The organism is Ornithinibacillus sp. 4-3, from assembly GCF_040958695.1.
GTDB lineage: Bacteria > Bacillota > Bacilli > Bacillales > Amphibacillaceae > CALAMD01.
Genome location: NZ_CP162599.1, coordinates 1,182,912 through 1,199,273, shown reverse-complemented (window position 1 = coordinate 1,199,273; position 16,362 = coordinate 1,182,912). Strand labels below are relative to the sequence as shown.

Below are 16,362 nucleotides of genomic sequence, written 5' to 3'. Positions count from 1 at the left end.
AAAATAGATAGTGAGGGTAAAATATGAATGTTAAAATTCTTGTAGATTCTGCTGCAGATCTCACCCAAGCACAATTAAAGCAATATGAAATGGAAATGCTTCCACTCACTGTGCATGTAGATGGAGAAGATTATCGTGACGGAATTGATATTACTCCAAAAGAAATTTATGATAAAATGCGCAAGGGAAGTAGTCCAAAGACCTCTCAAGTAACCCTACAAACATTTAAAGAACTGTTCAAAAAATATGCTGAAGCAAATCAACCATTAATTTATTTAGCTTTCTCGTCTGAACTATCAGGTACTTATCAAGCTGCAAAAATGATGGAACAGGAAGTGAAGGAAGATTTTCCTGAAGCTCCTCTTCATATTATTAATACAAAATGTGCTTCCATCGGTTATGGTCTTGTTGCTATTCGGGCGGCAAAACTTGCTTTAGAAGGTGCAACGATGGAAAATATTATTGATGTATCTACTTACCATGCTGAGCATATGGAGCATATTTTTTCTGTAGATGATCTAGAGTATTTATATCGCGGAGGACGTGTTAGTAAATCTGCTGCATTCGTAGGAACATTACTCAAAATTAAACCTATTCTCCATGTAGATGATGGAAAGCTTGTTCCAATTGAAAAAATTAGAGGCTCGAAAAAAGTATTAAGCCGTATGATTGCAATCATGAAAGAACGTGGAGAAGATTTTGAAAATCAAGTTATTGGTATCAGCCATGGAGACGATATAGAAAAGGCTGAAAGTCTCGCTGCAATGATTAAAGAAAATTTCCCAGTTAAAGAAGTAATGATTGAAATGGTCGGTGCAGTTATCGGCGCACATGCTGGGCCAGGGACAATTGCTTTATTCTTTTTAAATAAAGCCTATCGTTAAGAAATTCGAACAGACCTTCCTTTTAGGTCTGTTTTGTTGTTTTCTGAGGTTACTTATACGCCATTAGTAAAAAACAATGAAATGTTTTCCATTCTGACATATTTTAAAATATATTATTGACAATTTCATTTTTATTATTGCACTATCGAGCTATTTTTAAGATGATAGATTAATGCAATTTTATGTATCAAAGGAGTGGAGTGGGCAAAATGCCAAAGTTATTTGTGTATTTAACCTTTCTATTTTTTATCATTACGGCTTTTACGGGTATAATTATGAGAGGAATGCCTTTTGAGCATCATTTAGCGAGCATTCCCTATGAAAATATATTACATGGACATTCACATATCGCTTTACTTGGTTGGTGTTTTCTTGGTGTTTTCTTGGTGTTTTCTTAGTTTTTATTGCTGTTTTCTGGACTTCTTTTCCTAATAAGAAGGAAATCTATTTTATTATTTTTACTTTATTTGTGGTAACCATTATTATGTTCATTGCTTTCCTAATCAATGGCTATGGTCTATCCTCCATTATTTTATCTACTGTTCATATTTTCGTAGAATATTGGGTAATCTGGTTTATTTATAAGCATTTAAAAAGAAATCTACATATTTCTAAAGTGAGTTCCCTTTTTATCAAAGGTTCTCTAATTGCATTATTTATTTCAACTTTGGCACCTTTTTCACTTGGAGCAATTGTAGCTAGCGGATTACGTGACTCACATTTATTTGATATGGCTATTTATTTTTATTTACATTTCCAGTATAACGGTTGGCTATTCTTCTTTTTAATCGGAATGTTTCTTATCATTCTAGGGAAGAAAAATATTCCTATTCAAACAAAATTAATTAGTATTGGATTTTGGATTTATGCGATTGCACTTATTCCTGGATATTTATTATCTGTGCTCTGGGCTGATCTAGGCTTTGATGTTTCCTTTATTGCAATGCTTGGTGGAGTTGGTCAATGGGTTGGTATTCTATACCTTCTAATCGCATTATGGAATGTATGGAAGCATGTGGTTGATGCTTTTTCTAATTTCATTGTCTTTTGGTTAAATGTGACACTTATTTTATTACTTGTAAAAAGTACGATGGAACTTGGATTAATCTTCCCAGCCATTTCTAATTCCGTCTATGACACTCGAAGTATCATTGTTGGTTATTTACATTTAACATTGCTTGGCTTTGTATCTATCTTTACGATGGCTCAATATCAAATGCTAGACATTTTAGATACGAAGCAAAAATGGATGCGGATAGGATTTATTATTTTCTTCATTGGTTTCTGTATCAATGAGATGTTCTTATTTGCAATGGGGCTCGCTACTTGGATGAATATTTATTTAATCCCGATGTATTTAGAAGGCCTACTCGTTGCTAGTATATTATTGTTTATCGGTATCACCATCCTGACTATTTCTATCTATAAAAGAAAATCCATATCTTAAATATGCAAAAACACATGAATTCTTGACTATGTCAAAAATTCATGTGTTTTTAATTACAAAAGTATAAGTGCGTGTTCAAAAAGGGCAGTAAAAAGGGCAGTCATCGGTTAAGTACGCAACGTCACGCGAGCAACACCGATACTAGCACATCGTGTCCGTCGAAAGTTCAAGGCAGCGCAGCTTAGAGTAGCGGACTTGCGCGTGTTGTGGTGACTTCTGTGTTGCCCTCAGGACGTGGGTGGTTTTAACAGAAGTTCCTCTATGGTTTTAATACATGAGCAGACGCTCTTGCACGCAGAAAAAGTGCTTTTCTTTTTCAAGGAACAAAAAAGCAAGCTAACGACTTTCATAGGATGTGATGACTTCGACGTTCGACACAGGACGCGAGAGGAACTTAGTCGAAGTTCCACTGCTTACCGCGGCATTTTTACTGGACTTTTTGAACATCCTCTATAAGTGGATTTTATTGTTTCTTATTTGCTTGCGCTTGTTTGCGACTCTTCCGGCTTAAGACATTTACAAAAATAACAAATAAAATAAACACTCCTACAACAAATCCAATAAACCACCAGTTAAATCCTTGGTTTGGCTGGACCATATAAACTTCTACTGCTTCACGTTCAATCCCTACAATAAATTCTCCATCATCATTTGCGCGAACAGTATTATCCCCAATCACACCTCGTAATTGTAGGTCAGTATCTATATCCGTCAAATGGACAGCTCTAGAAACACTGTCATTATTAATAGCAATATACATTGTCTCGTCATTATACGTTCGTTTAAACAAACTCATTGCCCCATTTTCTCCAACTTGTTCAAAATCCCCATGCTGTAAAGCTGGAAATTCTGTACGTAATGAAGCAATTTTCTCAAAGAACTCTGTTAAGTTCTTATCATTATGATTAAATAAAACTAAATATTGGTTTTCAGGAAACCCTTCACCAATCATTGCTACTTCAGATCCTTGATAGATAGAAGGTATTCCTGGAGTTGTATATAAATAAGTAAGCGCTAATTTCCAAGCTGTTACTTTATTTCTCTCATTTTCTGAAAATGCATGTGTGAATCGCTTTGTATACTGATTATCTATATATGATAAATCTGTATAAGAACCATTTGTTTCCCAAGCTTCATAAATATTAGATACTGGCTGATCTACTTGTGAAAATGTATCAACCAATGTTTCCAATAAATCTGCTTGTTCAACTGCATTAATTCCTTCTATTGCATGTAAATCTTCTAAATCAGCATGTTCATCTAAAACTCCAGCTAATACATATGCATCTGGCTTTATATTATAAATTGCATCTACTAACTGTTCTAAGAATGCAGGTGATGATTGATCTGCTGCATGTAATTTAAAACCATCTGCATTAGTCTCTGTTAACCAAAATTCTGCTACATCAATTAAATATTCTTGTACCTCTGGATTGTCTTGGTTAAACATCACCACATCATCTAGCCAAGTTGTCGCCTCTGTTGTTGCTAATGTGTTTTCTCTAAACCAATCCGTTTTTGTTGAATCTGTTACGAATTCATGAGTCTCAGACGCGTAATTAGTTACTAGTTCTAAAACAACCTTGAGATCACGTTTATGTGCCTCTTCCACTAAAGTTTTTAATTCCTCTAATGAACCAAATTCCTCTTCCACCGCATAGAAATCTTCTATCCAATATCCATGATAGCCTTTCTCTGCATTTTCAAAAACAGATGAAATAGTAATCGTAGTGAACCCATGTTGTTGAATATGATCAAGCTTATTTGTAATTCCAATGATGTCTCCACCATGATAGGCTAAAAAGTCTTGAATATCGACTTGTTCACTCTGTTCTGGATGTCCAATATTGAACCGGTCTACCATAATATTATAAATAATTTCTTCTGCTAAATTATTCTCTTGTTCTTGAGCCACTACTGGCTGTCCGAATAAGAAAATAGAAAATATCATGAACATAGATAATATTTTTTTCATCAATTTACTCCTCTTGTATATATTTAGATGCTTATCCCACTATAAAATGAGTGATGTAACTAGTACGTAACAACCTGATTTTATCAATTAATATTTCATAGAAAATTGAAGTTTGGTTGTAAAAAAACCTTGAAAATGAAATTTCACATTTTTCATCTCTGTTCTATTATTCATGCTACAAATTGATAGTCAATAAAAAAGAGAGAAATGTTGGAAAACGTTCAAAGTTTATTTTCTATTATTCGCTAGTTGATCCTTTAAAATCACAAAAAAACAGGTGCCTTTTAAGACACCTATTTTTATTTTACCTATTAAGGTAATAATCCACCTTCAAGTCTACCGAATCCTAGTGCGATTGTAATAATCAATGCGATAATAAGTTGAATCCATGCACCTTTAGTTGCTTTTCTTTTACCAGTACGAACAGCAATCATTTCCATTGCAACAATTACCCAAAGTCCAGCGACACTCTTAATAATAGCTTCTGTCATCATTGGACCACCACCGTTAAGATAATTAGTTAATAGGGATCCACCAGAATATAAAATTAAGAGATAATCTAAGCGTAAAATCATATGTGTAATTTTAGCGCCTTTTGCTTTACCTGTTTTCTGTAATACAATGACTACAAGCAATAGGATAATAGCCAGTGCCCAAGCTGTAATATGTAGATGTGTGTTCAAAATAATTTCCCCCTTACAAATAATCTTCCTTTCGATATCATATCATGGACAATGCGGAAAGAAAATAATTAACCTACTTTGTCATTCTTTCGCTATATTTTCAATGGAGGTGATTTTAGATTGACCCCATGGTGCTATTTTTATTGTTGCTACTAATGCTTTGTCTGATTCTATGCCTTCAATCAATCTCTCATCCATTACACGCTGTAAGCTTTCATAATGAACATAATACATTCCTCTATTCTCATATGAAAAACTCGCTTTTAGAAAAGCTTGAGCAGCATCTTTATTAGGTTTCTCTAAAACCACTTTGCTAACATTAGAAATACCATTTTCCCCTTGTTCAAGGAGAACATATACGGAATCTACATCTTCTTGGTCTACTTCAATATCCCATTTTTCCTTTGGTATCTCCTCGATTTCATAATTAATATAAATTGGTGTGCTTTCAGAATAAAAGGTACGATCCTGGAGCAATAATTGTACTTCTTTGTCAGTTCGATCAATTAAATTATATTGTATTGCTAATAAGCTAAGTACAATGATTTGGATAAACAAAACCGTATAAAATGCTATCCTTTTCATTTCTTTGTACCTCCGCTTTCCAGTAATTTCTTTCTCTGTCTTTGAAAAATAAAGCTAATAAGAAAGAGCAAGATCCCGCCTACAAAGAAAAAGAGTGATTTATTCATCGTATCCCAAGCATACTGAATATACACGGTAAACGTACTTAATAAGAAAGCAATTGTCCCTGTCTGAATTTGACTATTATTATCCTGTTGATAACCAATAATAAGCCAACAAATAGAAAACACAAATAGAATAATTAAAGCAAACATCGACGGAAATGGCAGATAGTAAATAGGTAAAAACAGGATAAGATCAATGATTTCCAGCTGACGTTTTTGCATGATTTTACTTAATAGACTAAGGACGAATAAGATTCCCCATACGATGAAGAAAATCGTTTCAAACTGCAATCTTCCAAGATAAAAGTCATCTTGTAGCATAAATGCTTGAGCCATTCCTAAGATAAATATACTCAGCAAACTAGTGTAATAAAAAGCTTCCTTCAAAGGTTGCTTCGGTATATATTGACTAACTATATAAAGGATTAGAATGTAAATAATCAACCAATAATAATCCTTTGAATACGATAGAATCAGCATAAGCATTTGTAATACAAAGCTGAGTGCAAATAAATAACCAAATAACCTATTTGCATGATGATATGTGAAATGTGCAAAACCAATTAGGAACACAAGAAACAGGATCCAGTTGAAATCAGAAAAATTCATTTCACTGTAAATTTGTCCCACTGTAATTACGGTTAATCCTAAAGCATAAAGCAGTTTATGTTCATAAATAAAGTATAGGATTAATCCAATGATACTCCAGATAATAAATGGCCATACAGACCATACCTGTACTTGATATATATTTAAGATCAAGAACATACCTGCTCCGAACACAATATAACCTAAACTAATAAAACTAATTCCAAGTAAAATAGATCTTTTACGATGTAGAAAATCACCTAATACATATAAACCTATAGTCACAACAAGTACAATAAGTACTCTAGAGAAATGAGGTACCTGTGCCCAATCTGAGAAAATGAATGTTAGAAAACCTAAGCCCGTTAATAATACAGCAAATAAAACAAGAAGAAAATTCGGGTCTCGCTTCTGATAACGATCCAAAATTTGCTCTAGCTGAGCTTTTGTAATAATTTCATCATCTACCCACTTTTGACCTTCCCGCTTTAACTTTCCTTTATCCACCAAAAGCACCTTCTCCCATAAGAAAATGACTTATTTTATTTGAAAATTTGTAATAATTATAACATAAGATAAAATGATTATATATAGCCTTGAAAAGAAACAGACATGCTATAATAACTCTAGATGTAATTGGCATTTTGATAACATTTGAAAAATCACTGGAGGATAATATGAAAAAACAATCATTACTATTTTTAATTATTACTTTTACTGCTATTTCCCTTTTAATAGGCTGTAGTAAACAAGAAAAAGAAACAGATGATACAGACATCAAAGAAAACCCAATTGTAACGATAATTATGGAAGATGAAAGTGAAATAGAGATTGAACTCTATCCAAATATCGCTCGAAATACGGTTAGAAACTTTATTGCTTTAATTGAGGATAATTATTATGATGGCGTCATCTTTCACCGAGTAATACCCGGATTCATGGTTCAAGGCGGAGATCCATCCGGTACAGGTATGGGAGGACCAGATTATTCTATAAAAGGTGAATTTAACTCTAATAACTTTGAAAATGATTTAATCCATGAACGTGGAGTTATTTCAATGGCCCGTTCATCACATCCAGATTCAGCTGGATCACAATTTTTCATTATGGTTGCTGATGCACCTCATTTAGATGGTAATTATGCCGGTTTTGGTAAAGTCATTCAAGGAATGGAAATCGTTGATGAAATTGTTGACGTTGATCGTGACGCAAATGACAAACCAGTCGAAGAACAAAAGATTAAAACAATGACTGTGAATACAAAAGGCTATACATATCAAGAACCTGAAACAATTGCCAATTAGTCAAAAATAAGAGGAAAGTAAGCACAATGCATGCTTACTTTCTTTTTCAAAAACAATTTATGCAAAAAATTTTTCACTTCTTTAGGCAGTTATACATACGATAGACATATGCGGATTTTTTCGGGAGGAGTGTTTACGTGTTACAAGGTATGAATATATTAATCATGGGCGGAGATGCCAGATTTCTAATTGTTATGGATGATCTTATTGGAAATGGAGCAAATGTGCATGTTATTGGTTATGATCAATTCACTGTTCAACAGCCAAACATCCATTCACATTCCCTAGATACTATGGATTTCAGTAAAATAGATGCCATTGTTTTACCAGTATCTGGAACAAATGCTCAAGGGAAAATGGAAGCAATGTATTCGGAAGAAGAAATTTATATAAACGCAGAAATATTAAATCAAACTCCAAAGCATTGTATCATTTATTCTGGTACAACAAATGACTTTCTAACTCAGCTTGCGGAAGAAAACCAACGCAAGTTAGTTACTTTATTTGCTCGAGATGATTTAGCAATTTATAACTCTATTCCAACAGCAGAAGGAACATTAAAAATCGCTATAGATGAAACAGACACAACGATTCATGGAGCCAAAATACTTGTACTTGGCTTTGGGCGAGTCGGTTTTACAGTAGCTCGATTATTCAAAAATGTTGGTGCTCATGTTCATGTAGCAGCAAGAAAATCAACCGATATTGCTCGGATTACAGAATTAGGATTACAACCAATTCGGCTAAATGAAGTTGATCAGCAAATCCAAGATATGGATATTTGTATCAATACGATCCCACATCTTATTCTCAACAAGGAACTTTTAGATCAGGTAAGTAAAGAGACATTGATTATTGATATCACCTCTGCCCCTGGTGGAACAGATTTTGCTTATGCTGAAAAAGTCGGGATAAAAACAGTTCATGGCTTAGGCCTGCCCGGAAAAACAGCTCCTAAAACAGCTGGAAAAGTCATTGGACGAATTATAAATGAATTGTTGGAAGAACAATATAAAAAGCAGAGCTAAATCAGCTCCGCTTTTTTAATGCTTCCCCATCTCTCATAACTGAATATCATTAAATCCTCTTAAATAAATGGTTGTTTTCTAATGCTCTAAATCCCTGCTGTCGGTAAAACTTCTCTGCTCGTTGATTAGCCTTAGTAGTCTGTAATTGTAAAGCTACAGCCTCTCCAGTCACAAGACTTTCCAAAAAATCAGTAGCAATTCCTCGCTTTCTAAATTCCTTTTCGACATATAATTCATCAATGTGTAGGACATCGCCACCATATTCATTGCTCCAAAAATAAACAAGTATTGCATAACCAGCATAAGAATGTCCCATCATGAATATTTTTATGCTTACTTTGCATGGATGATCTTTAGCTTCTTTAATCGTTGCATTGATTTTTTCTTCTGTTATCTTATCCCCTTCTGGGTCCTCATTATAAAGCTTTATTACCATTTGCATGAAGGCTTGATAGTCTGTATCTGTATAAGAACGAAAAATAACTTTCATTCATTCCCTCATTTCTAATTGATTTTCAATTACAAGAAATAAGCAGTGATTTCGAGAAAAAGTAAAGATATGCTTCTTTTACCGGCTGCTGCCAAATGGTTTCTACAGCCTGTCTATATAAACTTATTTGTGTTTCATATCGTTTAAATAAATCATGCTTTAATTCCTCTGTAATTTCATCAAAGATTGCATCTGTTTTATAATCAATCATCATCCAACCATCTTCTTTAGGTATCAAACAATCAATTACTCCTTGAATTAAGACTTTTTCCTCTTTATCTGTATTCCAATTTTTATAAACATCCTTTGCTGATAATGCAATACTAAAAGGCACTTCACGATACACTGTTTCTGCTTGCCTGATTTCATGCGCAATTTCTGTTTCTAAAAATTTTAAAATCGAAGGAATATGAATATGTTCAACCATATCTTCATGGATGATTTCTTTTCTGACTAATACATCTAGGAACTGTCTAAGTCCTTCCCTCGTCCATTCTTTGTCTAATGGCAAATGTTGCATTACCGTATGCATTGCTGTACCACGTTCTGCTGCGGTTACTTTCTTTTCCTTTTGCATAAAGGAAGGTCGTTTCACAATTGGTGTGCGGTAAGCAATTAATTGATCTGCGCTAAAGTCATCTCGTTGCTCCCTTTGTCTTTTGATTTCTGTTACAGTTTGTTTTGCTCGTGCACGAACTGCTTCCTCAAAAGGATATTGATAGGTTAAACGATGGTCAACCAGAGCTGTTAATTCATTATTTTCAAGTGGCTGTATCTTCCAATTCACAATTCTCTGCTTTAATTCCTCTTCTGGAATTTCTTCTAGTTCTGAAACTTTTGTAAGCTCGCTTGCTTCGACTACAGAAAAATTCCAGCTTGATGGATCATTGATAATTTCTGTTGGAGCCAGATCAAAGCTTTCTGTCCTTAATGCTTCACTATGCTGGTGTCGCATTAGTGCAGGTCCTATCCAATCTATATAGGATTTCCCAGCAACTCTTATATGGCTTGGTAATACCCATTTATCATGATTGATTGTTTCCTGCCATTTTTCTATTTTACTTTCTAATCCTGTAACTGTACCTACCATCACAAGCTTTTCCTTTGCACGGGTTAATGCTACATACAATACGCGCATTTCCTCTGCAAGAAGCTGACGTAGTTTAATATTTTTTACTGCATGATAATACAAAGTTGGATAAGAGATTCGTTTCACTGGATCAATAAATTGTGTAGCAAATCCATAGTCTTTATCAATTAGATACTTACTCCGCAAATCCATCATATTAAATTGTCTGCCTAATCCTCCAAGAATCACCACTGGGAACTCTAACCCCTTACTACTATGAATCGTCATGATACGTACAACATCTTCCTTTTCACTAAGTGCAGATGCTGCTCCTAAATCCTCGCCACGTTCCTCCATTCTTTCAATTAATCGAAGGAAGCGAAATAGTCCACGGAATGATGTTTGCTCATATGTTCTTGCTCGATCATAAAGTGCGCGCAAATTGGCCTGACGCTGTCTTCCTCCTGGCATTCCTCCAGCAAAATCATAATAACCTGTCTCCCGATAAATTTGCCAGATAAGCTCTGATAAAGCCCCTTGTCGAGATTGAACACGAAACACTTCTAACATATTTAAAAATCGATGAAGCTGATGGTTCTCATCAACTTGCTTCTTATATACTAGTAAAGCTTCATAAAAGTCCACACCTGGTTTTGCCAAACGAATCTGTGTTAGTTCTTCCTCATCTAAACCAACAATAGGTGAACGAAGTACAGACGCTAAAGGAATATCCTGTCTTGGATTATCAATAACCTTCAGGAAGCTAATCATAATTTTAATTTCAATCGCTTCAAAATAACCAGTAGATAGCTCTGCATAGATTGGAAGATTTTGCTTTTTAAATTCTTCCATAATTACACCAGCCCAAGTTAAGGAACGATGTAAAATAACAATATCACTAAAACGAATATTCCGTTTCTGTTGTGTTGCTTTATCAATTACTTGTACGGGTGCTTCACCATTATCACCAATCCAAGTTTTGATTAACTTCGCATATTGTCTGGCTTCTAATTGGGCTTTTTCTAGCTGTTCTGCCTCATCTTCATTTGAACTTGAAGTATTATCTGAATTAATCATAACAAGCTCTGGCTCACTATTTAACATTGGCAGCTGATCATAGAGATGATTGGCATAAATTAGTTCTGCATCTTGATCATAAGCAATTTCCCCCAATTTCTCATCCATCAATTGTCTAAAGATATAATTTACGCCTATTAATACATTTTCGCGACTACGAAAGTTTCGTGCTAAATCAATTCGCTTTCCGACTTCTGGTTCATCGGCATAGCGTTTATACTTTTCAATAAATAAAGTAGGCTCGGCATGACGAAAACGATAGATGCTCTGTTTTACGTCTCCTACCATAAACATATTTCCAGGATCTGGACGACAAATCAATTGTAAAATCGTCTCTTGAACTAAATTAGTATCTTGATATTCATCAACTAATAGTTCTGTGTATTTTTCTTTTAATTTTTGGGCAACAAAGGAAGGCTTTAACTCTCCATATGTTGTATCTTCTTCCACAAGCACATCCAAACAATAATGCTCTAAATCAGAGAAATCAACAATCGCTCTTTCTTGCTTTTCTTTTGTATATTTCTTTTGGAATTCTTTTACAAAGCTTATTAATTGTTCAAATACAGGATATAGTTTACGCATATCCTCCACATGGCTTGCTAAATCCCTGATAAACCATTTCTTCTTTATGTCTTCTAATCGTTTTTTATAAGCATCCCGATGTTTCTTTGCTTTTTCTTTCTTTTCTTCATCACACTCATATTTCTTAGTCGATAATCTTTTGAAATTTAAAGATGTCATCATCGGTTGTAAATCTTGCCAACTAGAAATATTCTCTTTTATTTTATTTATTTGCTGTTGGTCGTTTTCTATCGCTTCTACATAATGCGCTGGCCCCCCTGGATCATTTGCTAGATTTATGGCTAACTCTAGTTCCTGCTCTACAGCCTCTAGCTCAAAACGCATTTCATCCTTCATCAAATTCAACCATGCAAAGTCTTCCTCTTGCCAATCATCAGCAATCTGGTAATTTGCTAATAATTCATCTAACCAAAGTTCTGGCCATGGGTTTTGCATAGCAAATGTGTAAAGAGAAAGTACAAGTGCTTCTACTTCCCGATCATTTCTATCATTAGAAAAGCGTTCAATAAAATCTAGAAATAATTCTCGGTCCTCTCCTTCTTTCCCATACCATTCTTCAAATAAATCATCTAATGTATCTTGCTTAATTAGATCTGTTTCCACATCATTAGCAATTCGAAATGCAGGATCTATGTCTAATAAGTAAGCATATTCTCTAACAACATTCATACAGAAGGAATGCAGTGTAGATATGGAAGCACGCTGCAGAAGCGATAATTGTTTCTTTAAATGAGTTGATGCTGGATCTTTAGCAATCTCTTGCTCCAGGGCTTCTGCTACACGATTTCGCATTTCTTCTGCTGCTGCATTTGTAAATGTAACAACTAATAATGAATCAATATCTGTTGGATTGTCCTTGGAAATGACCTTTTGAATAATTCTTTCTACAAGTACGGCTGTTTTCCCTGAACCAGCTGCGGCTGCAATAAGCGTATCTTTCCCTGTAGCATAGATCGCCGCTTCCTGTTCTTTCGTCCACTTTACCATCTACTCCCTCCTCTACTCTAAATCTAGTGTTTTATTCTGCAATATTTCATGAATAATTTCTTCATCTTTTTTATCTTTTAATGTTCGGAATTTGTTCTCTGTTAAGCTTGGATCAAACTGACAAACTGATTTAAATTGGCAGAATGTACAAGCATTTCTCTCTTTATATTCATAAGGTGCTAAATCAATTCTTCCTGAGGTAATATCAATTCCCGCTTGAATAATTAAATCATGGATATGTGCACGTAAACCATCAAAGGTTTGCTCGTTTGCTACACTCGCATTGCTATAAAATCCACCTTTAGCATTAATTGCAGCTGGAACAATTTGGCTATAGCCTTTATCTAAGGTTGTATCCATCTCTTTAACTACATCAGCCTCTGAGATAAGCAATCCTTTCATTTTATATTGCTTAAATAATTCTTCTTCAATTTTCTGCTCATCCATCTGCTCGAAATCTCTCAGCATCGCATTATGAACATGGAAGTAGAGTACACCTGCTGGCGAAGCCTTCATACCTAACCAAGATTCTGATTGAGCGAGAATAATATCTAAGTAAGCTAGCATTTGTAAGGCTATTCCATAGTAAACATGAACTAAATTCAAGCCAGTTTCGCTTGATTTATAATCAATAATTCGTAAATAAAGATCAGACCCTACCATCGCTTTATCCACTCGATCAATTCTTCCTCTAAACAATAATTCATAGCCATTTGGAAGTGTAATCACCAGTGGGTTTAATTTCCCATTTTCTCCGAAGCTAAGCTCTACACTAACAGGCGAAAAACCACTTTTTCGTGCTTGTTCACTTAAAATATAAGTCGCCCTAGCAATGACATGAAACAGCTTATTTTTTATATATTGATATCGATTAGAGCTTGATAATATTTGATTTTGTAAAATAGGCGCTAAATCGTTTAATGCACGCTGCGCATATGCTTTAGCATCTTGACGCGATAAGTTTGCAAAATCATTGCCTTCACGTTGTACCCATTCCGTAATCATTTTTAATGCCTCATGGAATAAGCTGCCGATATCTGGTGCTTCTAATGTATATTTTCTACGCTCTTGTAATTGCAAATTATATTGAGCAAAATGCTGATAAGAGCAGCGATAATACATTTCCAGTCTAGAAACACTCGTCTTTATTTGTTTATCATAAAGATTTCCAACGGTTTGTTTAGATAAATTTTTTGGTCTATTTTCATAAAAAATACTTTGTAATACTTGATACGTCGTACCATACTTCGGTTCATTAGAAATGTACCAATTTAAGACATGGTCCCAAATTTCTTTCATTGGATACCCACGTTTATATTTAGCTAATTTTGCTGTTAAGACAGAACGAGTTGTCGTTGATGTAGTAATAAAGCGTTCTGCATCCTCTATTTCTTCTGGATCTCCAAGTAGGATAGGTGAATTAAGCATAGGAAATAATTCTGCTATTCGTTTGATTAATTGTGAAGGTATTTTAGCCTTTCCTTCCCCATCACTAATTGGATAGCTAATCCATAGAAAATCACGTGCTGCTGTAAAAGCTAAATAAATATAAAACCATTCATCTAATAATTTACGCTGACTATTTTCTGCTAATTGTAGACCATGATAAGCTAAAAGCGTTCTTTCTTGTTCACTTATAATCACATCAGAAGGTGGTTTGTTTGGCCAAACTCCTTCATTCACACCGAGTAAAAACGCAGCGCGAATTCCACTAATACGCGAGCGATCAATGGTTCCAACAATTACATGATCTATACTTGGTGGAACATGCGAAAACTTAAGCGACTTTAAACCAGCATCTAAAATAGAGCGGAAGGAAGACAATGATAATACTTCTTCCCCGGCCATCTCCACCATTTCATCAAAAAGTTGAATAATAGCATCCCATACTTGCTCTTGCTCACGAGCTAACTCATTTTCAGCACTAGCGTCATAAGCTTCACGAATTTCCTCTAAGCGACTTGGGACATCTATATGCTCTAACCATCTAAAAGTAGTTTCACATAATTCCCGAATCGTTTTAGCCTGACGTATTTGTTCATCAAAAGTTTGTAGTCCTTGTACTACTTGTCTTCGATAGGCATTTATTTTACGCTGCATCTCTAGTTCTTCATCTGTTTGAGCCCTTTGGCTAAATCCGCTAAACCTACGATATATCCATGGCTGATCAGAAAACCAAGTTTCTCTTGATCTAATGCCATGCTCTATAACATAATTCTCCAACTCATCTATTGCATCATTCGTCAATGGATACTCTTCATCATCTGCACGAATAAAGCCTGTTTTAATCACTCGGAATACCGTATCATAACGCCAATTACCTTCTACAATCTCTAATGCCGAACGCAATAATTCAATTAAAGGGTGATGTAACATCGTTTTCTTTTCATCAATAAATAAGGGAATACCATAATCCTCAAATATCGTGGACAAAAGTTCATGATACATATCTGTTTGACGAATAAAAATTGCCATATCCTTAAAGCGATAATTTTCTTCACGAACTAAACGAATAATTTCTTGAGCCACTCCTTCAACCTCTGCTCGAGGATGGATAGCCTCTGCCATTTGAATTGGCGCTTTACCCAAAAAAGCTGGAGAAGGTCTTGTATCAAAATGATTTTCTAAATGCTGCATTGCTGGTCTTTCTTTAAATCGTGCATCCTCTGGACGTAAACGAATGACTTCCTCTATCGGAATTTGATATTGTTCTGTGAGACTACGTAAAGCGCAATAGGTTTCGTTTGTTTGATAAAATAAATCAAGCTCTGACATATTTTCATCTACTTGATCAACCGTTAATCCAATCGTTACACGCTTACATTTCTTTAATAAAGTTTCCACAACTAATAATTCCTGTGGTGTGAAGCGGTGGAAACCATCTAAGTAAATTTCAGCTGTTTCTAATTGCTTCGAAAGCTCGATTTTTTCTGCAAGTAATTGTAATCGATCCTCTCCGTCCAAATATTTTCCTTGTAATTGAGAGACCAATTGTTGATAAATATAGTATAAGTCATCTAGTTTATAGAGAAGCGATTGTTCACTAGATTCCTTATGAACAAATTCATTCATGCGATCCATCTGATTCAATAAAGTATCCGGACTTATACGATATCTTTTAAATTCAGTGATCATATTTTCAAGATCATCTAAAAAACCTTGCTTTTCTAATGCTTTTTGGAAAACTTGAAAATCACCTTGTTTTTCTTCAATAATTTTCCGTAACATCATCTGAATTCCCACAGAGCTAATGAAAGGTCTTGTTGCTCCACCTGTTTCCTGAAGAATATGCCATGCTAGTCGTGAAAAACTAACGACTTGCGCCCGCATACTCCCCTGCACATGGTTTTCTTGGTAAAGCTTATATTCTTGTTGAAATGTCATTTGGTCTGGAACGATATAAAAAATAGCAGGACCACGCGCTTCATGCTGTAATTTCTCTCTTACTTCTCGAAGTAGATAATTACTCTGCCCAGCACCTGCTCTTCCTAATACAAATCGGAGTCCCATATATATCCCCTCATTTTCCTTTGACAAAAATAAGTTTTAAGAGACT

12 protein-coding genes are annotated in these 16,362 nt (G+C 34.8%); 5 read left to right on the top strand and 7 right to left on the bottom strand.

The features are described from left to right. Positions 1–23: 23 nt before the first annotated feature. The 3 genes from AB4Y30_RS05815 to AB4Y30_RS05805 all read left to right on the top strand — a co-directional run bounded on the left by AB4Y30_RS05815 (position 24) and on the right by AB4Y30_RS05805 (position 2,331). Positions 24–884: a DegV family protein gene (locus AB4Y30_RS05815; RefSeq protein ID WP_368654548.1), complete on the top strand. Its 861-nt coding sequence runs from the start codon at positions 24–26 to the stop codon at positions 882–884. Between the two features lie 209 nt (positions 885–1,093). Continuing rightward, positions 1,094–1,282 carry a hypothetical protein gene (locus AB4Y30_RS05810; protein ID WP_368654547.1) on the top strand — a complete coding sequence of 63 codons (189 nt, stop codon included), beginning with the start codon at positions 1,094–1,096 and terminating at the stop codon, positions 1,280–1,282. An 86-nt stretch (positions 1,283–1,368) separates the two neighbouring features. Then, positions 1,369–2,331 (top strand): hypothetical protein, encoded by a 963-nt coding sequence (locus tag AB4Y30_RS05805; RefSeq protein ID WP_368654546.1) that lies wholly within the window; start codon positions 1,369–1,371, stop codon positions 2,329–2,331. Between the two features lie 463 nt (positions 2,332–2,794). On the opposite strand, the gene AB4Y30_RS05800 is transcribed toward AB4Y30_RS05805, so the two are convergent. The 4 genes from AB4Y30_RS05800 to AB4Y30_RS05785 form a co-directional block, all read right to left on the bottom strand. Then, a complete protein-coding gene (locus tag AB4Y30_RS05800) occupies positions 2,795–4,306 on the bottom strand; it encodes an alpha-amylase family glycosyl hydrolase (protein WP_368654545.1) in 1,512 nt (503 codons plus the stop codon). 311 nt (positions 4,307–4,617) lie between these two features. Next, positions 4,618–4,989 carry a DUF1516 family protein gene (locus tag AB4Y30_RS05795; protein WP_368654544.1) on the bottom strand — a complete coding sequence of 124 codons (372 nt, stop codon included), beginning with the start codon at positions 4,987–4,989 and terminating at the stop codon, positions 4,618–4,620. Positions 4,990–5,070: 81 nt separating this feature from the next. Further along, complete coding sequence (locus AB4Y30_RS05790; protein WP_368654543.1) at positions 5,071–5,574, bottom strand: hypothetical protein; 504 nt, start codon at positions 5,572–5,574, stop codon at positions 5,071–5,073. Then, positions 5,571–6,773: a DUF2157 domain-containing protein gene (locus AB4Y30_RS05785; protein ID WP_368654542.1), complete on the bottom strand. Its 1,203-nt coding sequence runs from the start codon at positions 6,771–6,773 to the stop codon at positions 5,571–5,573. The genes AB4Y30_RS05790 and AB4Y30_RS05785 overlap by 4 nt, the downstream gene beginning before the upstream one ends. 170 nt (positions 6,774–6,943) lie before the next feature. Between AB4Y30_RS05785 and AB4Y30_RS05780 the strand changes: the two genes are divergently transcribed. Beyond that, a complete protein-coding gene (locus tag AB4Y30_RS05780) occupies positions 6,944–7,570 on the top strand; it encodes a peptidylprolyl isomerase (RefSeq protein ID WP_368654541.1) in 627 nt (208 codons plus the stop codon). Positions 7,571–7,707: 137 nt separating this feature from the next. Beyond that, entirely contained in the window at positions 7,708–8,598 is an 891-nt protein-coding gene (gene dpsA / locus AB4Y30_RS05775) for a dipicolinate synthase subunit DpsA (protein ID WP_368654540.1), read from the top strand. Between the two features lie 49 nt (positions 8,599–8,647). Here the strand turns inward: dpsA and AB4Y30_RS05770 are convergent, their stop codons facing one another. From AB4Y30_RS05770 to addB, 3 genes are read right to left on the bottom strand one after another with little or no spacing between them, the layout of a single operon-like run. Next, positions 8,648–9,088, bottom strand: a complete 441-nt coding sequence (locus AB4Y30_RS05770; protein ID WP_368654539.1) for a GNAT family N-acetyltransferase — start codon at positions 9,086–9,088, stop codon at positions 8,648–8,650. 25 nt (positions 9,089–9,113) lie between these two features. Next, complete coding sequence (addA, locus tag AB4Y30_RS05765) at positions 9,114–12,806, bottom strand: helicase-exonuclease AddAB subunit AddA (RefSeq protein WP_368654538.1); 3,693 nt, start codon at positions 12,804–12,806, stop codon at positions 9,114–9,116. Positions 12,807–12,818: 12 nt separating this feature from the next. Continuing rightward, positions 12,819–16,316, bottom strand: coding sequence for a helicase-exonuclease AddAB subunit AddB (gene addB / locus AB4Y30_RS05760; protein ID WP_368654537.1), 3,498 nt, complete (start codon positions 16,314–16,316; stop codon positions 12,819–12,821). Between the last annotated feature and the right edge of the window lie 46 nt (positions 16,317–16,362).